The following is a 21,806-nucleotide window of genomic DNA, read 5'->3' as shown; positions in this document are numbered from 1 at the left end:
TATTCAACTCAAATGTTCTGTTAAACTCATTTGGTACGAAGTAAGGCATTTAAATAAGACCCGAACAAGTCCATAACAGTTTGCTGGCGACAATAGCAAGAGTGAACCACCTGATCCCTTCCCGAACTCAGAAGTGAAACCTCTTAGCGCTGATGGTAGTGTGGGGTTACCCATGTGAGAGTAAGTCATCGCCAGCTTTTAAATCTAAAACACCCCGGTCTCGTTAGAGAACGGGGTGTTTTTTTATGCCCAGATGAAAGAAAAAGATAAGAAATTAAGAAGCAAAATAAAAGCTCTAGCCTTAGCAGGAGCTTTTAAAGATCATTAAAAAGATTCTACTTAAACAATAAAATCATTAATCTTTAAAATGAACAGGAATCCATTGATAGCTCTTCCCATCTGCTGAGTAAATATGTCCAATGCCTGGGAAAGGCAAATGGGGTGCTGCGATGGTTTGTCCACGTTTTGCATAATCAGCAAACTGCTTTAATCGGGTTTGAACAGCTGTTTTCGGGTCAATATCATATTCTATTGCTGTTTCAGGTTTATCGAATTGTACTGTATGAGAGTGGACAATATCCCCAATAAAAACAATATCTTCACCCGTTGTTTTTAGCTTGTAACTAAAATGTCCCGGGGTATGACCTGCTGTGTTGATCACTTCAAATCCATTGATGTTGTCACCCAGTTTAAATGTTTTAAACTGCTTTTTAGCTTGATAGGGTGTAAGGGCGGCTTTGATCTTTTCTACAGTTGCTAAGTAATTGGCACGTTTATCTTGTGCTATTTTTTCAGCCTGTTTCGGATTCAACCAATAATTTTCTTCATCTTCAGAGACATAGACAGTGGCATTTGGGTAGTTTGCTATGCCATTTTTACTGACACCACAGGAATGATCAGGATGTAAATGTGTCAGTAAAATCGTATTGACTTGTTCAGGTTGATGACCTGAAGCTTTGAGATTTTTTAATACAGAGCCTAGATGCGCACCGAAACAATCTGCAGTACCACTATCCACCAAAACCAGTGATTTACCTGTGTTAACTAAAAATGCATTCACCGATGTTTGTACACCTTTGGCTTGATCTGCATGATATTTCTTTAAAATTTCTTGAACCTTGTCCTGTGAAATATCTTTAAATAGTGTGGGAGACATAAAGTTGGTGCCATCTAGCAAGGCGGTAATTTGTGTATTGCCCAGCTGATGTTGGTAAAACCCTGCTACTTGCGCTTGTTGTTCAATGATCGGCAATGTTTTGGTGACTTCTGCTTGTGATGTAAGAGGGAATAAGCCGAATAAAAGGACTGATAATGATAGGGCAGTTTTTTTCATTGGATTTGATCAAAATTAATTTAACGAATTATTTTTTAACATGGATTGGTTCATCACGGCGCTTTTTATATATGAAAAAAAATCTACTTTTGTAAGCGAATTTTTTATTAATATGCACAATGATCGAATCAGCTATGTGAGGTCATTCGTTTATATTCTGACGATTTCTGGCTCTTATCCATTCAATAAAAGTACAAATCAGCGTTGTTGGTAGTATAAGGACAAACTGGAGGTAAAGAAAAGTAAATAAAGTGGAAGGCGTAACTATAGCGATGATAAGAATAAAAGGAGCTAGCATAAAGCCTAAAAGACACCCATAGATTAAACTATAACGCCAAGAGGCTAAGGCTAATTTACTTGCAAAAAAGTGTTTAAATAAGAGATTGGTAATGATAGCTGGAATGCACCCTAGGAGATAACCAAAAGGAGTAATCAAGATGAATGCAGCGATCATTGGAAATATAATAGATGGTGTAATGAGTCCTTTTAAAAACCGCATTGGATAATAAAAAATAATTTCGCTGTGAAATGTGATTGCGATAATAAATGTACCGATGAATGGACCACAGAGGATAAATGCAGATATTTTTCTTTTGTTATTTTTTGACATATCCATATTGAGGCTAGCCCCTTTTTTCATTTTTATAATGATAGTATAGTAAAACATTAGTATAAAAAAAGACTTCCGAAGAAGCCTTTTAGTGATTTATAATCGTCTAGGATGAGACAATCAATAATTAAGAAACTTTATCACCTGGTTTTGCACCAGATTCAGGTGAAATCACCCAAACACCATCACCATTTCCAGCAGCAAGCACCATACCATTTGAAATACCAAAACGCATTTTACGCGGAGCAAGGTTTGCAACCATAACCACCAATTTGCCAGTTAAGTCTTCAGGTTTGTAGAACTCACGGATCCCACTGAATACATTACGTGGTTCAGCTTCACCGACATTTAGAGTCAATTGAAGCAACTTATCAGAACCTTCTACTGTTGCTGCTTCTAAGACTTCAGCAACACGCAAGTCAACTTTGATAAAGTCATCAATCGTAATGATTTCTGCTTCACCCACTTTGGCTTCAGGCTTTTTCTCTTTGGTTTTTTCAGTTTTCTTTTCTGCTTTCGCTGGTGTTACCGCAGCTAAAGATTCTTTTGATGCATCAACCATTGCAGCAACTGCTTTTGGATCAACACGTTGCATCAATGGCTGGAATTGAGCAATTTCATGCTCAACTAAAACCGTTTTTCCTGAAGCAAAATCAAAACTTTCAAGTTTTAAGAAGTCTTGAACTTGTGTTGCCAAAGTTGGAAGTACTGGTGCCAAGTAAACAGCCAATTGACGGAATAGGTTGATTCCAACAGAACAGACATCATGAACTTGTTGTTCCTGACCTTCTTGTTTCGCCAAAGCCCATGGTTTTTTCTCATCAATATACTGATTTGCACGATCAGCAAGTGCCATGATTTCACGTATAGCGGTTGAAAACTCACGAGCTTCATAAGATTGAGCAATCGAGTCACCCGCATCAATAAAGCTTTGAACAAGTTCAGGTTCAGCACATGTTGCAGACAAGCGATTGTTAAAATTGCTGTTAATGAATTTTGCACAACGACTGGCAATATTCACAACTTTTCCTACTAAATCTGAATTTACTTTTTGTACAAAGTCATCAAGATTTAAATCAGAATCTTCAACTTTATCAGAGAGTTTTGATGCAAAGTAATAACGTAAATATTCAGGATTTAAGTGCTGTAAATAGGTTTCAGCTTTAATAAATGTGCCACGCGATTTTGACATTTTTTGACCATTTACAGTCAAGAAACCATTTACAAATAAACCTGTAGGGGTGCGGTAATTTGCACCTTCTAACATCGCAGGCCAGAACAATGCATGGAAATATACAATGTCTTTACCAATGAAGTGATACACCTCATTTTTAGAATCTTTTTTCCAGTAGTCGTCAAAGCTTAATTCTGGGCGTTTCGTTTTGATGTAATTTTCAAAACTTGACATATAGCCAATCGGGGCATCAACCCAAACATAGAAATATTTATTAGGTGCATCTGGAATTTCAAAGCCGAAATAAGGTGCATCACGAGAGATATCCCAATCGTTTAGACCATTTTCAAACCATTCATCTAACTTATTGGCGATCGAAACAGGTAAACGACCTTCATCACGCGTCCATTTTTGCAAGTATTCAGCAAAGTTTGGAAGTTTAAAGAAATAATGATCTGATGATTTTTCAACAGGTGTGGCACCACTTAATGTTGAGCGTGGATTTAATAGCTCTGTCGCATTATAGGTCGTACCACACACTTCGCAAGAGTCGCCATACTGATCTTCTGATTTACATTTTGGGCAAGTCCCTTTAATGAAACGGTCTGACAAGAACATGCTTTTTTCAGGATCAAACAACTGAGTAACAGGACGAATCGCAATATTGCCTGCCTCACGGTTTTTAATATAGATTTCTTCCGAGCGTGCTTTATTTTCATCGCTATTGGTTGAATCATAGTGATCGAAATGTACCCCAAAGCCATCAAAATCACGGATATGCTCTTTTTGCACATTGGCAATTTGTACTTCTGGACTAATCCCATTTGCTTCTGCACGGAGCATGATTGCTGTACCGTGCGCATCATCCGCGCAGACATAAGTCACTTCATGACCCATTGCACGCATGGCACGAACCCAGATATCTGCTTGGATGTAGCCGAGTAGGTGACCCATATGAATAGGACCATTTGCGTATGGAAGGGCGTTAGTGACTAAAATATTTCGCACGGATATAACTCTCTTTCTCAAAGTTAATGCAAGGGCATTGATTTTAGCGTAATTGCTATGAAGATGCACAACAGAATAGGTGAATTCTTTTCAAATGTAGATTTTTATGCTTATTCTTATAACTGCCAATTCATTATTATAGAATGGTGTATTCGTGTATTTCTTAAGAGCAATAAATCTATGATTGATGATGAATATTTTGATGATGACCAGCCTGTAATCCGTATTCCACAAAATCAAAATAGTAAAAATCTAATTGAAAAAAATATTCTGAAACAAGCTGAACGCTATTTTGAAGATATTTCAGAAAATGAACATCAGTATCTTATTGAAACACTCAATGGGTTTGCTCAGGAGGAGGCTTATTTTGAAGTTTTAGCCAATCAATTGAATCAGCCTGTTGGGACTAAAATTGCCAATGACGCTCTTAATCTATTGTATTTTTGGCAATTGATACATGAAGCTAAAGATATTACTCAGTTTAATCTTTTAGATGTGATCAACAGTGAGTTTTTTCAGTCTGAAATGTTTAAAGCTTTTGATCAATTAGCGTTGGGCGAGCAGAAGCCACAATATCAAGCTGTGTTAGAACAAAGCTTTAAACTCTATCAATTAGAGTTGTATGCGGGATGTATTCCATTGCTTTATGCCCAATTGGAAGGTTTGTTAACAGCTGTTTTAGTTCAAAATGGTTATTTAAAACAACAGGACACCAAGTTTATTGATGTCTATAAAATCGTTCCTGGGTTAAAAGGTCATGAGATTAAAAGTTTGTGGCATAAAGCTAAAATTGCCAATGAATTGAATCATTATTTTTTAGAGTTGGCTGCTTATAAGATGGATAGCAGCTCAACGGTAAGCATGACCCGGCATAACATTCTACATGGTACAGATTTGAATCATTTTAATCAGGAGCGCAGTTTCGTATTGTTTATTTGGCTGTTTGCGGCAGTCAGTTTTATGGGAAATGTCCGATCATAAAGTTCGAATCGTGATGATTCTTCACCTAAACTTCACATCCTAATCAAACACGCTACATTTTAATTTTAGAAACTAACACCAAGATCGAAGAAGGAGAAAATCATGCGGTCTTGGTATGTATTTGTTGCCTCAGCAATTGCCAGTTTGGCGGCTGTTCTCAGTTTAGTTGTGCCATTTTGTTTTTTTCTATATTTTTATCAAGGTGATTTATTTATTTCGGCTTCAGAACGAAGCCCAACACAGGGTATTCAAGTCGTGTTTTATCTCACCCCGTGTTTTCTGCTGGTCGGGTGTTTTAGCTACACAGTTATTTTTAAAGTATTTAAAGCACCTCAAAAAATCATCGAAACAACACAAATTATAAAATCTATAACTTTGATCTTTATCATGATGCTAAGTTTTTTATTCTTAGTTTTATGTTTAGATGGTGCTCTATATAGCTTTATCGAGGTATTGAGTTATTTAATTTTGGTTTATTTACTGTTATTGCTCCCGTTTTGTATAGGTTTAAGCTTCGGAAATGCTGTTTACTTAATTTTAAATAAAAAATTTAATACTCAGAAGATATTTAGAAAACAAGTGCATCATTGGGTTTAATTGAATGATTGCCTATAGGTTAACATTTCATGTTATGTTCAAGCTTTGATATCAATAAGAAATCATCCATGCTTAAACTGATTGCCGAAGACTTTATCCAAGTGGATAAAATTGATTTAGTTTTACCATTATATAAAGAGTTAGTTGAGAAAACCAAACAAGAAGCAGGCTGTATTGCCTATGATTTATATCATGATTTACGCAACAGAGGGCATTTTGTATTTATTGAGGAATGGATTGATCGTGCTGCTTTAGACGCCCATGTTCAATCCTTCCATTTTCAGGATTTAGTTCCGAAAATTGATCAACATAGAAGACAAGATGGAATTTTTACCCATATGCAGCATTATGATGAATTGTTTAAAAAAATGAATACTTAATCTTCATTTTTGATCATTTTCTTAATTTTTATTGCCTTTTCAAAATGATCAAGTTGATGGGTTTTAATCCACCATTCTGCCACTTGCATTAAGGTTTCAGGATCATCATTTTTATTGGCAAAGAATGCATAAAAGGATAAACCAACATCATCTCCCTTTTTGGCAATTTTATCATTACAGACTCGGATAATTTTTTCTTTCATTATTTGTTGCATTAAATAGACTCAGTGTTTGTTTTAATTGAAGGATTTTTCAATCAATCAGAATAAGCTATTTTATTCATTTTGAAACAAAAAAACACATCGATACAAACTGTGTATGAATTGTTAAAGAAATGCATCTTTTTACATTTTATGGAGTTTCTGTTGTTATAACTAGGGTGAGACTTAATTAAATAGGAAGAAAATCATGACAAATTTAGACGATTTAAAAAACAAAGCTTCTGAAGTAATTGATGACGTTAAGTTAAAAGCCAAAGAAGCAAAATTAGGTGCTGAAAAGGTTGCAGATGACCTCAAACATAAAGCAAAAGAAACACTGCTTAAAGGTGAGCAAGCTGTAAATGATTTGAAGCACAAAAAAGATGATGAAAATTAAATGGAACAATCACTGAACAGCGTCACGCTGTTCAGTGATACCTTGTAGTTAATATTTTTTACAAATCCACTCAATTTCATAAATCTGATTATTCACCACAGTAAAACTATCATTTAAATGATCAATCTCATAGGTATAGTTAGATACTGTCACTGTCGTTTTCTTTTTGTACGTTCATAAGTGTTCATTGAAATTGGAGATTGGTCAATACGCGATGACATTTCCGTCAAACTATCACCTACAGAAACCAATTGTGCTTAATGCTTAAGATGTACGTACGCAGTTGGAAGTTGTAGACGTTCTAGCAAAAGCTAAACTTGAAATGATTAAAGATAAAAATAATAGAAACTCCATAGATGGATCTTATTATTGTCAAAAATTATATAAAGTTGTTATTGACCCAATGTGACTATAGCTATTTTTTTATCCAGTATTTGTATGGGAATTATTAACACAGAGTTTGCCATAGAAATCTAAATGATAAAAACTAAAAGTTCATTCTGAACAAGCAGATAGAATAATTAAATGGACTATTTTGGATATTAAAACCAACTAAATAAGTAGGATTAATAACGACATTCAAAAAGCTGAATAGAAGTTTACTTAACCTCACGTCAATTTACAGTTAAACTAGCTGTCTCAGTATTTATTGTATTTGCAAATTTGGAGCAAATCTATGTCGTGGCTTTCTTCGCTTAAATCAGTTTTTTCTCCTGCACAGGAGGTGAAAGAGGAAGAAGTCCAATCTGTTTTGCAAAACTATATTTTGCCAAATTCCAGTGTTTTAAAAGAACGTATTACCCAAGTCAATGTTGTAGGTCGGGTATTACAACTGACAATTAATACTTATCCTGAAGAAGCAGATCATTTACAAAAAATTCATGATGATCTTGCAGATGAATTGGAGAAGTGCGGTATTCAAGAGTTGAATCTGCATGTGATTCAACAAAAAATTCAACATGATTCGAGTTGTGCTAGTGATCAGCATGGAAAAGCAGGACATAGTTGCTCTTCAAAGCCAAAAGCTGAACACACTAATCTTCCTCCTGTTGTTGATGCTTCTGCTAAAATGGCAAACACACAAGTAGATCCTAATAATCCGCCAATTCAAAAAGCAGCACCACAACAACGAGATATTCCGAAGCATCCTCGAATTCAAAATGTCATCCTTATATCATCGGGTAAAGGTGGTGTGGGTAAATCAACCACCACAGTAAATATCGCATTGGCTTTGCACAAACTAGGCTTAAAAGTCGGGGTTTTAGATGCTGATATTTATGGTCCAAGTATTCCAACAATGTTGGGGAATGCAGGACAAACACCTAAAATTGAAGGTGAAAATTTTGTTCCACTAGAAGCTTATGGAATGGCGGTACTTTCGATCGGTCATTTAATTGGGAAAGAAAATACGCCAGTTGCTTGGCGTGGTGCAAAAGCTACAGGTGCATTGATGCAACTGTTTAATCAAGCGCTATGGCCTGATTTAGATGTTCTAGTCATTGATATGCCACCTGGTACAGGAGATATCCAATTAACCCTTGCCCAACGTATTCCTGTGACAGGTGCCGTGATTGTGACAACACCTCAGAATGTTGCGTTAATGGATGCAGTTAAAGGTATTGAACTGTTTAATAAAGTACATATTCCTGTCATGGGGGTTGTAGAAAATATGTCAACGCATATTTGCTCAAACTGTGGTCATGAAGAACAAATTTTTGGTACAGGTGGTGGAGATCAATTGTCTGAGCAATATAATATCCCGTTGCTGGGTCGATTGCCTTTAAATGTTCAAATCCGTGAAAATGCTGATGCAGGCAAGCCTTCTGTAATTGCAGGAGATGTTGCTGCAGAAAACTATATGGCTATTGCTGAAAAAATTGCACAAGCTTTACCTAAAGCCGAAAAAGATCCACATAGAATTTTCTAAGAATCAACTTCGAAAGCGTCCTCTCTTTATTTTAGAGACCGAATTAAAGAGAGGAAAATTGAGAATGAATCAATGAAATATTTAAACTTACTCGATAATAAGATTTTATACGCACTGCCCATTTTTAGTATCCTTAAAAATCAAATAATTAATGCTAAATATGAGGAGTAAGGTAAAATAGGGCTAATCAGCGTACTATGCTAAAATGATTAAAAATATTCTTAATTCAATAATAGAATTTAAATCGTCTTCTCTTTAATATCGATATAAAAATATAGAAAATTGATCAACTGGTATATTCATTGCTTAGGTATAATTTCTAATTTAAACCATTGAGTAGACCATGCTATTAAAATTTTTTTTATGTGCTTTGGGAATCTGTAGTTCGATGTTCTTGGCTGCATGTAACGATAGTGATTCAGATAAAACAAGTTCTAATTCAACGACCCAGAAAACTTTACAACCCATAGTCATTCAAGGTGCATTACCTGTAGAGTCTGAGCAAATGGCCTCAAAACTAAGCAATTCTACAGTTGAAACTTTTGGTGGCTGGACGTTTTGGAAGGGTAGCTATCAAGGGTATCCTGTGATTATCTCTAAAACAAGAATGGGAATGAGCAACTCTGCTGCTGCAACAGCAATTGCGATTGAACGTTATAAACCCATCGCAATTATTAACCAAGGAACATCGGGTGGCCATGATCCAGATCTTAATGTCTATGATATTGTTTTAGGTCGTTACACCACCAATATTGGTGCATTTAGAACACCTAAAAAAGCTGTTGGAGAGGGTTCGAATTCTCTTGAATGGACAGAAGCTTTTGATGTGCTTCCTACGGATGAGTCTGATCCTGAACCGATTGCGATTCGTAAATTTGAAGCAGATAAAGAGCTGTTATTGGCAGCGCAGCGTGCAAAAACTAATTATAGTAAGGGTCGTGTGGTTGAAGGTACTATTGGTTCAGCTGATGTATGGAACAATGAATTAGATCGAATTGCATTTTTCCATAAAAATTATGGCACTTCTGTAGAGGAAATGGAGGCGGCATCGGTAGCACAGATTGCCAGCCAATATAAAGTACCATTCCTTGGTGTTCGTATTTTATCGAACAATATTACCAACGGGGGCGCATATGACCCAGGTACTGGAGAAGCATGCCAGCAATATGTTTTAGATATCGTTGTTGAATACATGAAAGCTAAACAAGCCACTTTGAAGTAAAGTTTTACCAGAATAAGTTGGAGCTTGCTTAGAGAGTATTTGGCTGCTTTTTACGGTTATTCCACTTCTTAATCACGCTCCAACGCCAATAAATACGTGTCACAATAAAGAGTAGCGATGCAAATACAAATGCTTCAATAAACAAACCCGTCGCAAGAATTTTAGCTAGGCTAAAGTCAATATGTCCGTGTCCAAAGTTTTTGACCCAATGAATGATTTGATGGAAAACGCCGAGTAGCATTTCCTTATTGATCATATGTACATGATAAATTTTGGAACCAATCCAAAAGGCAAAAATCAAAATCGGGACAATAGTTAAGGGATTCATGATCCAAGCTAAAATTAAACCAATGGGTAGGTTTGCTTCAAAGAATAATACTGAAAAAATAATTAATAAGGTGTGGAATGGAATAGGCAAGATGCCCCAAAACGTGCCAATAAACATTGCCTTAGAAATCGATTTTCGATTGACATACCAAAGCTGAGGACTTAAGGCTTTATCGCCAAAAATCTTCATGAATTTCAAATTGTTGACTCGCTCTGGACTCGGGAGCCAAGACTGAAAAAAATGCTTTGCCATAAAAGTAGAAAATGCAAGAAAGGTCACTATTGTGCATCAATGTAGATAAAAACGACAACCTTTCTGACAAAAACCTAATGAGTAAGGGAAAAATATGGATAAAGAATAGTCAATAAAACTGAAAATTTACTTAAAAAAGCCCTCTATTCGTAACTAGGTCTGCCTATATTGGAACTACTTCTTATTTTATGGCTAATCAATGTTCTATTTTGGAATAAACATACTGATTTAAAAGATATTATTATTAATTTTTAAGTTTAAATTTGGACATAAAGCAGTATTTCTTCGACCAGTGACTTTGCAGTTTTTATCGGATTTTAAGTTATCAATGCATTGAAAATTAAATGTATTTTAATCTGGGATAATGTTCTTTAATAAGTTCTCTTACAATTATTTTTTTGCCAATTCAATTTAAAAGATTTAATCTGCGGTCAATCCATTGATGAGGTCATTTGATGATTTCATGGTTTTTTATTGGCTTGGTGGTGACGATTCTTTTGACACCAGGACCAACCAATACACTTTTAGCATCTTCTGGGATTCAAGTTGGAATTAGAAAATCTCTTGCATTAATTCCAGCAGAAGCACTTGGCTATCTGATCTCCATTTCGATTTGGGGATTAATTATTGGATCTGTGTCTAAACAGTTTCCAAGTGTACCTGTTATTCTTAAATTATTTAGTGCAGGTTATATTTTATTTCTTGCTTTAAAATTATGGCGTACAGCAAATCGAGATGAAAACTTTAGTCATGCGACAATTCGGGCGCGTGAGTTATTTTTTGCAACCCTTTTAAACCCGAAAGCACTTCTTTTTGCTTCTGCAATTTTCCCAACATACGTTTGGCAAAATGCATCTGCTTATACTTCACATATGTTGGTGTTTTTATTGTTAATCATCCCCATTGCATTTTTTTGGACATTTATTGGTTCTGTAATTTGCAGTAATAAAGTGACGTGGCTCAATCAGCGCAATATGCAAAGAACTGCATCTTTAGTTTTAGTGAGTTTTACTGTACCTCTGAGCTATTCAGCACTTTTAAGCCTTTAAAAATCGATGTTAGTTAAACTTAAGTTTGTACGTTTACTTACAGACTTGGGTTGCTCTATTTCGTCATAAACATTCCTTTCAAAAGCAATTTCAGTTAAAGTACAGCGCAGTAAATAGCACAGTTTTGGGATAGAGATAAATGGCAATTAAGTCTGATCGTTGGATTCGTGAAATGAGCGAAAAGCACGGTATGATTGAACCTTATGCAGAAAACCAAGTGCGTTATGATGAACAAGGTGAAAAGCTAATTTCTTATGGCGTATCTAGCTATGGTTATGATGTACGTTGTGCACGTGAGTTTAAAGTCTTTACCAATGTTCACTCTGCCATTGTAGACCCTAAAAATTTCGATGAGCGTAGTTTTATCGATATTGAGTCTGATGTCTGTATCATCCCTCCAAATTCATTTGCATTAGCACGTACAGTTGAATATTTCCGTATTCCTCGTAATGTTTTGACGATCTGCTTAGGTAAATCGACTTATGCTCGTTGTGGTATCATTGTAAACGTCACACCTCTTGAACCCGAGTGGGAAGGTCATGTAACATTAGAGTTTTCAAATACAACGAATTTACCTGCACGTATTTATGCTGGTGAAGGTGTTGCTCAAATGCTGTTTTTTGAATCTGATGAAGTCTGTGAAACTTCTTATAAAGATCGTGGTGGTAAATACCAAGGTCAGGTTGGGGTAACCTTACCTAAAGCTTAAATTAGAAAATGAGATGAAAGAAGCAAGTGTATATCACTTGCTTCTTTATGTGTTCACCAACATAATAAATATGATTTAGACATTATTTTATAATAAAAATTTTATAATAGAATGAGAGTTAAGTTTAGTTAAATAAAATTTTAATTTATGTGAAATTATTGTTTTTTATCGGAAAATACAAATTTTTATTCGGTCTGAATTTCGATCTATGATACAAATAAACATTAAATCTAAATGTAATTTATATCATGTTATTTATTCTTATCTCGAAGGATAATTTGGCATAAGTAATAAGGTCAAGCTTTGCTAAGGATGGAAGCGTAAGATGTCCCAAAGAAAATATTTAAGTTTTGTATTGCTAGCATTGAGTGGTTTAGGGATAAATGCTACTTATGCTGCAACATTACAAGCACTGACTGATGAGCAATTATCAGAAACGACAGGTCAAGCATTGATGAGTTTGACGTATACAGCACCTACAGATGCTAGCAATCTTGAATCTCAGCGAGTGAATGGTGCGAAAAATGTTGGTTTTTATAAATTAGGCTTAGAAGCAGAAGTATCAATAAATGCGAACATAAAAAAATTACAACTTGGTTGTGGTGGTATGAATGGTGCTGGAGATTGTGACATTGATATTGATAATTTAAGTTTGAGCGGCTTAAAATTAAATAGTGACGGGAATGTCGCTATGACTAACGAAGAAAGAGCCTCTTCAGATGCAGTACTAACTAATCCATTTCTTGAGTTTGCAATAAAGAACCCGGATAAAGCGTCTACAAGGGAAATAGTTGGTTTACGATTAAGTGCTGATAAAATAGTCGGTCTATTGTCGGCTGGAACTAATAATAATACACCTAATGGAATCAATACATTATCTGGTTTCATGCAAATTATTGGGTATGGTACAGCAACGACCGCGCAATCAACGTTTGGTTTAAAAAATTCTGAACAAGTTACATCTTATGCGGATGTAAATGTTTTACCTCCGTTGTGTACTAGTGGTTGTGGTAGTAATCAAAAGTATACAGCTGGTAATGTGAACAGTGATAATAAAGGAATTGTGATTCCTTCACTAAAAGCAGACTTTGTTATTAATAATGCACAAGTACTGGGCAATCGTATGAAGTCAGCAAATGTACTAGCTGTCACGGATATTCCTGCTATTCCTTTGACTGAAACAGCTGGGCAATTAGGTGTTCATATGGCTGATTGTATTAAGATTTTAGGCATATGTGCAAAACAAGATACTTTTATTAAACTAAATACAAATCTAGTTAATTTAAAAGGGGATATTCAGTTTAGTGAAGGGTTAGGCTATATCCATAATATACCAATCAGTAGTGCAGGTTATTTGTCATTGCAAGCGGGGCAAATCCAGTGGCCCGGAGCTAAAGAGGTTGCTCAAAATGGATGGTGGTTATCTATGCAAGATCCAATTAATTTAGGTAAGTTAAACCCGCAAGGAGAAGTTGATATTTCTTCAGTATATAGCCAAGTAGCGTCAATTTTAGGTACATATCTTGCTACTGCACCTTATAAAGTTTCAGTTGATAGTGCTGATGGTATAAATGCATTATTTGGAAGTGGTATTACAAAAACATTGCCAAATATTGATTTAAGTGGTCAACGAGTAAATATACCTTTGTCAAATCTGATCTTGACTTCTCAAAATGTAGTATCGAACTGCTATGGCTCATTAAAATTCTGTTAGTTTTATCACGTTATAGCGATTTCAAAAAGTTTTAATATTTTGATGAATTAATTTTCTGTATAAATATTTTAAAACCCACTTTTGTGGGTTTTTATATGTTAAATACGATTACTGTAGATATCTTTGGTGTTGGAAGAGTAGTTTAAAGTCACTTGGTGGCTGTCAAAGATAAGTGTTTCCATTGGCTGATAAGTTCCTGTAAATAATACTAGATAGCTATCTATAAGACCAAAAATTTGGAAACTGATTTTTATAGTGCTGTATTATTAATATAGTCTTTATCTACACCCTTTAAATTTATTCCAATTTGTTTTGAATCTTGCTCTAAATATAAACCAATTCTGAATAGCCATCGATTTTATAGACGTCCTTAGCTTTGGGTTGATAGCTGAATTTGCGTGGATTTTTCCTTGTAATGAGTTTTAGAGTTTTTTTATTTTATAGCATCATAATTTTTCAATAAAAATTACAATCATTTTGTCGGAAATTTAGTCTTAACAGAAATATATTGTGATAGATTAATCACAATATATTTCTCTATTGAAAACTAAAATACATTTTTGTAGCGCTAACAGCCTAAATTTTATGAGATTTATCTAAGAACTGGCTGCGTTATTAAAATAATAGAGATTCACAATTTTGAACATAGTCTAAGGATAAGGAGATGTTCATGCTGAAAATAAAGCCTTTATGTTTAACACTTTTTTCTTTAAGTGCTTTTGCAGTATTTAATGTATACGCAGAACCTACAACTTTAAAAAGTATGTCAGATGAACAACTGTCTGAAACCACAGGCCAAGCTTTGATGAGTCTAGCTTATCTTGCACCAAATGATTCTACTAATTTAATGAGTAAATATAGTAGTGGTTCAAACGTTGGTTTTTATAAACTTGGACTTGAAGCAGAAATGGACTTAAATGCAAATATTAAAAACTTGCAGCTAGGTTGTGGTGGTGCAAATGGTGCTGGTGCATGTGATGTTGATATTAAAAATTTATCATTGAGTGGGTTACCTGCAAATTACGATTCCTCAAGTGGTAATTCCCCTGATTTCGGAAGTGCGGGTCGAGCATCTACTAGCGCAAAATTAAGCAATCCATTCATGGAGTTTGCTGTAAAAAATCCAAACTCCGCTTCAACTCGTGAAATTGTTGGTTTACGTTTTAGTGCTGAAAAAATTACGGGGCTTTTAACAGCAGGTTTAACCAATGGAAGCACTCCTTCTTCAACAGATGGCATCCAGTCACTTAGTGGCTTTATGCGTATAGCACAGACACAAGGGGAAGTTGATACTTTAGGTGGTAAATTTGGTTTGGTAAAAGATCAATCAATTGGTGGAAATATTAAGTTATTAGGAGGGGCTATAAATAAATGGATTCAAAGTTATCCAAATGCACAAGACAATATACTCAATGGTACAACAGGTATTACTGTTCCTGAAATTAATGGAGTAGGTTTCACATTACCATCATTTCAGGTAAATGGTTCTCGACTAAATGCTGCAATAGCAAAAGATATTTTGTTAACACTTCCTTCAATTCCTTTGGCAACTCCTGATAATTGTACTGGAGGGGCAACATATTGTAATCAATGGGCAAATGATCAATTAAAAGTAAATTTAAGAGATACGGGTAATCATAATGCTGAGTCATGTATTTTATGGTTATGTGATGCAACTTTCAAAATGGGTCAAGGTTCAAATTTAAGTAATTTAAATTTAAATGTAACTTTTAATCAGGCTTTAAGTATGTTTCATAATATTCCATTACAAGGAACAGGTGGTTATTTAAGTTTGCAACAAATGGCTTTACTATGGCCAGGAAGTTATGTGGATTCATCTGATACTACTGGTAAGACATTAAACCAAATGACAAAAACTGATGTTGCTCAAAAGGGGTGGTGGATGTCTTTTGCTGATCCTGTGCAGCTAGGCTATTTAAAAGGTGGGGATAAAGTTGACATTTCTCCCGTTTTGCCACAATTAGCAGTTCTGATTACTAAACAATTAGCAGATAATCCAATTGATTTAGGACTTGGAGATGCAATTACAGCATTAGTCAGTGCGCCAATTACCAAAACTCTGAATATTGATATTGGTCCATATACGGCCACAAATCCAGCAAGATTAACACTTCAAAATTTAAAATTAACGAACCAAGAAGTTTCAACCAACTGTTATGGTTCTTTAAAATTTTGTTAACCCAACTATTTGAAGATCTATAAAGCAATAGCGTTAAAGGCTATTGCTTTTCATTGTCTACGAATATTCGTTTATCGGAAAATCGTATATTTTACACAAAAGACTTTGTCATAATAAAAAATATTGCATAATATAAAATGTGATATAGATAACAAAACTGTATGAACAAGGGAAGATAATTTTATACAGTTGAAGTGAAAATTTAAGAAATAAAATAAAATATGGTGCGGAGCATCGTATAACACAGGAAGGTCGTGGATGACTACACTCAATTATACGGTAAAATTTCATAAAACCGTTTTAGCGAGTTTTATTGGCTTATTGATCAGTCAATCTTGCTTCGCACTTGAAGAAATGTCAGATGAAAAGTTAAGTAATACAACGGGTGAAGGGATTGCCTTACTTCCTCAAGATGCTTATATGGTTTTTCGTGGCGTTGGTGTTAATGAAACAGCTACACAATTATTAGATCGAACTAAAGATACGGGATCTATTAACTATATTCCTGTTGGACCATTAAGTCTTACGGCCGCAGACACTAATAAAAATAACAGCATTGATTCTGGTGATTTGGCTGTAGGAAAAGCGGATTTATTTTTATACGGTTTAGCACTTTCTAAAGCCAATGATGCAGATCCAAATGATATCAATGAACGGGTGGGAATGCTTAAAAACACTTCAGGTGTTGCAACAGCAATTAATGCAATCAAAAGCTGGGGAACTGCAACTAATCCTTGGATTTTGAAAGTAGATACGATGGATGCAGTCCCAACATTTACGCCAGATATTGCAGGTGGCTCAAAAAATACAGACACAGGCAAAGTCACTTATTTAGCTTTAGAAGCACCTGCTTTTGAGACTGGAACATTGGATGCCGAGGGTTCAGATGCTTATAAGCTTAAACTAGGGATGTGGGCAGATGCTTTTGTCCGAAATCCAAACAAAAAAGATGGTGATCCAAACCAGTTTCAATATGGAACAAGTACAGGCACTCGAGGTAATGGAACCGAAATAACAAATCGAGAAAATCGGATTCGGTTGCAAGCAATTTGGAATAACTTTAGTTTAAATGGTAGTAAAATTCAGTTATTTCAAACTTTAGATGGTGCAACTAATACTGGTGGTTTGAGTCCATTTTATAATAAAACTTTGGGTTTAGCGGGTGTAATCCGTTTAAATAGTGGTGATGCTGCTAATTTGAAGCTAAACTCTTCGGATGTAATAACTGAAAATAATGGCACGTTTTCAGCGTGGAATACGATTCATGCTGGAGCAAACTCAGGTTTGAGTGCGTCTTCTACAGGGGATTGTGGAAATGCGGGAACTGGAGCTTTCGGTACAGGAACTGGTTGTCAATATATAGTACAGAATCGCTCACGTACTGACTCCAAGACTTTAACACGAAGCTGGTCTTTACCCGCAGAATATCAAAATAGAGTATTACGTTTAAGCACTCAAGAAACCACAGATACTAATTTACTGTACACACCAGCATTAGATACTTCTGGAAATGCAAAAGCACCAACATTTGCAAAAGACGAAGGTATTTTTATTTATAATTTAAATACCAACTTGGTTTTAGGTTCTCTGTACCAGCCTTTAATTTTAGGATCTGATGGTAAGAATTTTAGTTTGGAAATTGCACGTATTCCAAATAAAGAGTCGATCTATAAAAAGATTTATACGGATTATACTGGAGCCGATTCATCCTATTTGGGTTCAACTTGTAATATTTACCAATGTGGTACTTCTAGTATTTCAGGCTATCAAGGTAACAATGCAACCCACAGTAGTATTAGTATCGGAACCGTTTATAGTGATGACGGTGGAAAAACTTTAAAAGCGTATACAGGAGCAGATGCTGTGGGGGTGTCTTTTGGGAATTTAGCCCAATCACGTTCTGCAACTACTACTGCAACGGGTCGTGAAGTTAGGTATGCGCAACGTCAGCTTAATGATTACAATTGGAGACAGGGTTATACTTGTACATGGACTGGAAGTTGTACAACTACAACGGGATCCCTCAAACAGTGGGAATATTACACTGGTACTGCATGGTTAATAAAAGATCCACAAACAAAATATCCAGACACGCCAACCTGTTCAACAGGATTTCTCACTGGATGTACTAGTCCGAATTCTGGAACAACACCATTGTATGGCTCAACAGCTAATCGTACATGGTCCGATTCAAATTTAAATGGAGCCGCTTGGCGGACAATTTCAAATACTACAGTGGATAATTTTATAGGATCAGGTAATGGTATTACAGGGACGACAATGTCGAATAACGTAGCGCCAACACCGACTATGTCAGCAACACCCTTGAACAATTTAGGTTCAGCCTTAATTGATGGAATGCTGATTCAGCATATGAAAATAACCACCAAAGGCTTATAAGATAAGGAGAAATATGATGAAAAAAAGTGTGCTTCTTATTTTAACCAGTTTGGTAAGTTTTCATTTGGCCGCTATGGAAGCTTTAACTGATTCCGATTTGCAACAGGTTGAGGGGCAAGCTGGCGCAGATTTATCTTTAAAATTGGTGTTGAATCAGGTTAATGCAAGTGACTCATATTACGCTACTGGAAATGCTTATAAGTTCGATAGTGATACTGGTGGGGTGTGTGCAAAATTAGAGTTTTGCCGCTTAGCACTTTCAGTAAACAATAGATATGTAGATGCTGGTGGCGCTGCAAACAGTGTCAGTGGCAATAAACTGTGGGTGGTATTTAAAGGAATTCAAGGTACGATTAATATTCAGAAACTTGGATTAGATGGTGTGGACTTAGTCTACAGAGGTATTGACGCTGCTGGGACACCATGGATTAAACCTGCGATTCAGCTGGGTTTTGATGCAACAAATCCAATTCAAATTCGAAACTTTGGTTTTAATGCATTATCAATTGAAAAGGATGAATTCACAAGCCAGACCAATGCAAATGGAACAGTCACTGAAAACTCTTCTGGAGCAACAGCCGATAAGTACGGCTATTTAAAAAAGACCATCTATGATGCAACGACTGCAGCCAACTCCACTTATGACCAAGGTAACGAAACCGGTTTTATGGGCATGCGTATGAATGGAAATTTGGCATTGCAAGGTAAAATTATGATGTTTAGTTGTAATTCTACGAGTAACAAGCGTTGCTAAGATAAAGTAAATCTGAGGGTTTAGGAATGAACATAAAAAAACAAGACCATGGAAAAAGATTTATTTTAAATACATTAGCTTTGAGCTTGTTGGCTATACATATACCAGCTTATGCGTTGCAAGCTTTAGATGATAGTGATTTAAGAAACGTAAATGGTCAAGATGGTGTACATATTGAGGCAAGCTTAAAAGAAGCCAATATTAAAACATTATATTGGACAGATCAGGTCGGTCGCGCAGAATCAGATGCAACCAGTCAAGCGCTTATTGCAACAGCAGATACGGTTAAAATACAACAGAGCAATACTTCTACAGATCCATTAAAAGCCGATATGAAGCTTAATATAGGGACTGTTGCAGGAAAAACTGGAGTGAATTTAGATTTATCCCTCTCTCCTATGCTTATGACTGTCGATTCATTTCGTGTTTGTGATAGTGATCCAAGTGGAGCACGTTGTAGTGCAAAACTGGGCAATTTAGCGGTACAAACGGCGTCAAATACAAGTATTGGATTAAAAACCAGCAATGGCCTTTTAAGTAAAACAGATCAGGTTGAGCTGACTTTAGGACTTCAAAATGCCAACATCTATTTGGGGCAGAGTAGTGCAAAAAGTGAGTTAAATCAACTAATTCTAAAAAACTTTAATTTTAATTTTAAAGGTAAAGGCTTTGCATTTATAGATGCCGCTGAAGGTTTTAAATTACAAACGAATTCTGGAAGCAATATAGCAGGTGCAAGTCAGGCACCCGATACTAATTATGGCTATGTGGATTTAACACGAGTGGTTGATCCAGCTTCATCAAAAGCGGGTTTTATTAATACAGGTAGTTATGGAAACGGAAGTTCTACAACAAATGCCGGACTAAACCTTGAAATTATGGTGAATAATAAAGGAATAAATCCTACCTCTCTTTATGATGTAGATAATTATAATACGCCAACGGGAGCAAAAGGACTGATTCGCGTAGGTGCAAGTGGGCGTATGGTGAATGGCTCACTCCAATTTCGTGGTGTGCAAAATGCCAGTAGTTTAATTGGTTCTGCTGTTAATTCGAGTGGTACAGATACAGGAAAAGATATCGTTGGTAGTTCAGGTATCGCCTTTCGTATGAAGACGGATTTCACCAAAGAGGGCGATACTATGCTGACTGGCGGTGGAGATGCAACAACTTTGGAAATTGGTGGTGCAGGATTAAATAGTTATGGCTTCGAGTTTGGTAATTTAACAGGTTTACAAAAAGGAACTCGTGCTTCTTTTGATACGGGAAATATTTTTTTAAACCTAACTGATTCTAAGCAAGTCACCATACCTGTAAATGCAACCTTTCAAAATTCAAGTTTTGGTAATGGTCAAGCTTTAACTAGTTTGAATGATTATAAACAAGATATTTATACGACTCTATCGGCAGCTAATCGTCCTTATGCTGTGGTAGCTTCAATCCGTGGTGGAGAGTTCCAAGCCATCTCCAGACGAGGGCGATTTACTACTACTGCTGGTGTTGCAGCGGGGAATTTATTTACCGAGAACGGTCTAAATAATCGATGGGGGCTGGCTTTACCATTTTATAACTTAAATGCTAATTTAGCGATGTATGGTACAACAGTTGATGCTGATAAAGCCTATTACTACTTAACTGATGGTACTAAAAACAGTGTAGCAGCAACAGCTGGTACTCAAACCTCTCGACTTGGATTTTCTTTAGGTCTTAGTACGGACGGTGTGGATAAAAATGGGACAACTAAGCTTGGCAATAAAACCACATCTATTCTGGTGATTGATGGTGGTCAGGTGAAAAATGATGCTGGTGTTCCTATAGCAGGTACTTCTAGGGACTATTATTTAGGCTTAAGAAACATTGATATGTTGCTGAAAGGGAATGGCAGCATAGGCGTTGAGAATGGAAGTTTAAATTTAAGTTTAAAAAACATGCTGGTGGTAATGGCGGCAGAAGTGGCAGCAGGTTATTTGCCTGGAACCACATATGCATCATGTGCTGGTGGTATTGCGACAGCAAGTGTAGCTTGTGGAAATAAGCGTGTTTCAGATTCTAATAATTTCGCCAAAAGTGATGATGTGCTATTTGGTCTAAAACTTCGCTTTGGTGGTGATATGGATTTGTCACTTATTCCAAATAGTGAAATTAAAGCAGATGGAACAGGAAATCGATTAACTGTGGTCGGCGATTTAAAATTGGCAACTACAAATAATACAATTCAAATTAGTGATCCAGCAAATGGTTCTACACTTGGTTTAGATAACTTGACAGGCGATATTCGCTTTAACAATGCGATTGTGATCAGCAAAAACTCAACCACTGGGAATGGTCAGGTTGGATTTAATGCAAGTTTACAATTTAATCCAACACAATCGGTTGATGGTGTATTTAGAGCGAGAGATTTAAACTTTTATCCACCTTCAATGAATGGTGCTTTGGTTTCAGGTGCGCGTTTAGGTGAAATGGCGTTGACAGGTGGTCGTTTAACCAGTGAATTCAACATTATTCCACGGAACTAATGCGTTATTGGTCGGGTTATGCTTTTATCATAAAGAATTTCTGATTAGACTGTGA

Annotated in this window: 18 protein-coding genes and 1 rRNA gene; 14 read left to right on the top strand and 5 right to left on the bottom strand. The window is 35.9% G+C overall.

The genetic code is table 11. From position 1 onward, the window contains the following. Nucleotides 1–82: 82 nt before the first annotated feature. A 5S ribosomal RNA gene (gene rrf / locus AC4CUY_RS17215) occupies nucleotides 83–197 on the top strand. A gap of 158 nt (nucleotides 198–355) precedes the next feature. Here rrf and AC4CUY_RS17210 read toward each other — a convergent pair. The 3 genes from AC4CUY_RS17210 to metG all read right to left on the bottom strand — a co-directional run bounded on the left by AC4CUY_RS17210 (nucleotide 356) and on the right by metG (nucleotide 4,125). Next, the gene (locus AC4CUY_RS17210) at nucleotides 356–1,333 is read right to left on the bottom strand and encodes an MBL fold metallo-hydrolase (protein WP_490774497.1); all 978 of its coding nucleotides are present in this window, start codon (nucleotides 1,331–1,333) and stop codon (nucleotides 356–358) included. Nucleotides 1,334–1,475: 142 nt separating this feature from the next. Further along, nucleotides 1,476–1,949, bottom strand: a complete 474-nt coding sequence (locus AC4CUY_RS17205; RefSeq protein ID WP_490774496.1) for a hypothetical protein — start codon at nucleotides 1,947–1,949, stop codon at nucleotides 1,476–1,478. 121 nt (nucleotides 1,950–2,070) lie between these two features. After that, nucleotides 2,071–4,125 carry a methionine--tRNA ligase gene (metG, locus tag AC4CUY_RS17200; RefSeq protein ID WP_490774495.1) on the bottom strand — a complete coding sequence of 685 codons (2,055 nt, stop codon included), beginning with the start codon at nucleotides 4,123–4,125 and terminating at the stop codon, nucleotides 2,071–2,073. Nucleotides 4,126–4,305: 180 nt separating this feature from the next. Between metG and AC4CUY_RS17195 the strand changes: the two genes are divergently transcribed. The 3 genes from AC4CUY_RS17195 to AC4CUY_RS17185 all read left to right on the top strand — a co-directional run bounded on the left by AC4CUY_RS17195 (nucleotide 4,306) and on the right by AC4CUY_RS17185 (nucleotide 6,083). Continuing rightward, complete coding sequence (locus AC4CUY_RS17195) at nucleotides 4,306–5,106, top strand: hypothetical protein (RefSeq protein WP_336954680.1); 801 nt, start codon at nucleotides 4,306–4,308, stop codon at nucleotides 5,104–5,106. Nucleotides 5,107–5,208: 102 nt separating this feature from the next. Beyond that, nucleotides 5,209–5,703, top strand: coding sequence for a hypothetical protein (locus tag AC4CUY_RS17190; RefSeq protein WP_483770656.1), 495 nt, complete (start codon nucleotides 5,209–5,211; stop codon nucleotides 5,701–5,703). 68 nt (nucleotides 5,704–5,771) lie between these two features. After that, nucleotides 5,772–6,083, top strand: coding sequence for a putative quinol monooxygenase (locus AC4CUY_RS17185; protein WP_336954686.1), 312 nt, complete (start codon nucleotides 5,772–5,774; stop codon nucleotides 6,081–6,083). On the opposite strand, the gene AC4CUY_RS17180 is transcribed toward AC4CUY_RS17185, so the two are convergent. Next, nucleotides 6,080–6,298: a DUF6500 family protein gene (locus tag AC4CUY_RS17180; RefSeq protein WP_336954678.1), complete on the bottom strand. Its 219-nt coding sequence runs from the start codon at nucleotides 6,296–6,298 to the stop codon at nucleotides 6,080–6,082. The genes AC4CUY_RS17185 and AC4CUY_RS17180 overlap by 4 nt on opposite strands. A gap of 193 nt (nucleotides 6,299–6,491) precedes the next feature. Between AC4CUY_RS17180 and AC4CUY_RS17175 the strand changes: the two genes are divergently transcribed. From AC4CUY_RS17175 to AC4CUY_RS17165, 3 genes are all read left to right on the top strand, one after another. Then, the gene (locus AC4CUY_RS17175; RefSeq protein WP_336954677.1) at nucleotides 6,492–6,680 is read left to right on the top strand and encodes a hypothetical protein; all 189 of its coding nucleotides are present in this window, start codon (nucleotides 6,492–6,494) and stop codon (nucleotides 6,678–6,680) included. A gap of 676 nt (nucleotides 6,681–7,356) precedes the next feature. Further along, nucleotides 7,357–8,607: an iron-sulfur cluster carrier protein ApbC gene (gene apbC / locus AC4CUY_RS17170; protein ID WP_336954676.1), complete on the top strand. Its 1,251-nt coding sequence runs from the start codon at nucleotides 7,357–7,359 to the stop codon at nucleotides 8,605–8,607. A gap of 343 nt (nucleotides 8,608–8,950) precedes the next feature. Beyond that, nucleotides 8,951–9,829 (top strand): 5'-methylthioadenosine/S-adenosylhomocysteine nucleosidase, encoded by an 879-nt coding sequence (locus AC4CUY_RS17165; RefSeq protein ID WP_490774494.1) that lies wholly within the window; start codon nucleotides 8,951–8,953, stop codon nucleotides 9,827–9,829. A gap of 28 nt (nucleotides 9,830–9,857) precedes the next feature. On the opposite strand, the gene AC4CUY_RS17160 is transcribed toward AC4CUY_RS17165, so the two are convergent. Next, nucleotides 9,858–10,409 (bottom strand): DUF2062 domain-containing protein, encoded by a 552-nt coding sequence (locus AC4CUY_RS17160; protein WP_490774493.1) that lies wholly within the window; start codon nucleotides 10,407–10,409, stop codon nucleotides 9,858–9,860. A 455-nt stretch (nucleotides 10,410–10,864) separates the two neighbouring features. On the opposite strand from AC4CUY_RS17160, the gene AC4CUY_RS17155 reads away from it, so the two are divergent. From AC4CUY_RS17155 to AC4CUY_RS17125, 7 genes are all read left to right on the top strand, one after another. Beyond that, entirely contained in the window at nucleotides 10,865–11,458 is a 594-nt protein-coding gene (locus AC4CUY_RS17155) for a LysE family translocator (RefSeq protein ID WP_336954672.1), read from the top strand. 139 nt (nucleotides 11,459–11,597) lie between these two features. Next, entirely contained in the window at nucleotides 11,598–12,167 is a 570-nt protein-coding gene (gene dcd / locus AC4CUY_RS17150) for a dCTP deaminase (RefSeq protein WP_056515236.1), read from the top strand. A gap of 325 nt (nucleotides 12,168–12,492) precedes the next feature. Beyond that, nucleotides 12,493–13,881 carry a hypothetical protein gene (locus AC4CUY_RS17145; RefSeq protein WP_490774492.1) on the top strand — a complete coding sequence of 463 codons (1,389 nt, stop codon included), beginning with the start codon at nucleotides 12,493–12,495 and terminating at the stop codon, nucleotides 13,879–13,881. Between the two features lie 670 nt (nucleotides 13,882–14,551). Further along, nucleotides 14,552–16,081: a hypothetical protein gene (locus AC4CUY_RS17140; protein ID WP_336954665.1), complete on the top strand. Its 1,530-nt coding sequence runs from the start codon at nucleotides 14,552–14,554 to the stop codon at nucleotides 16,079–16,081. A 258-nt stretch (nucleotides 16,082–16,339) separates the two neighbouring features. Then, nucleotides 16,340–18,481, top strand: coding sequence for a hypothetical protein (locus AC4CUY_RS17135; protein ID WP_419820018.1), 2,142 nt, complete (start codon nucleotides 16,340–16,342; stop codon nucleotides 18,479–18,481). Nucleotides 18,482–18,497: 16 nt separating this feature from the next. Beyond that, nucleotides 18,498–19,235: a hypothetical protein gene (locus AC4CUY_RS17130; protein WP_336954663.1), complete on the top strand. Its 738-nt coding sequence runs from the start codon at nucleotides 18,498–18,500 to the stop codon at nucleotides 19,233–19,235. A 26-nt stretch (nucleotides 19,236–19,261) separates the two neighbouring features. Continuing rightward, complete coding sequence (locus tag AC4CUY_RS17125; RefSeq protein WP_336954662.1) at nucleotides 19,262–21,751, top strand: DUF6160 family protein; 2,490 nt, start codon at nucleotides 19,262–19,264, stop codon at nucleotides 21,749–21,751. Nucleotides 21,752–21,806 lie beyond the last annotated feature (55 nt).

This window comes from Acinetobacter sp. 778_lipA (assembly GCF_058242985.1).
Note: the sequence above shows the minus strand (reverse complement) of the source record. Positions and strands in the feature narration are given on the sequence as shown.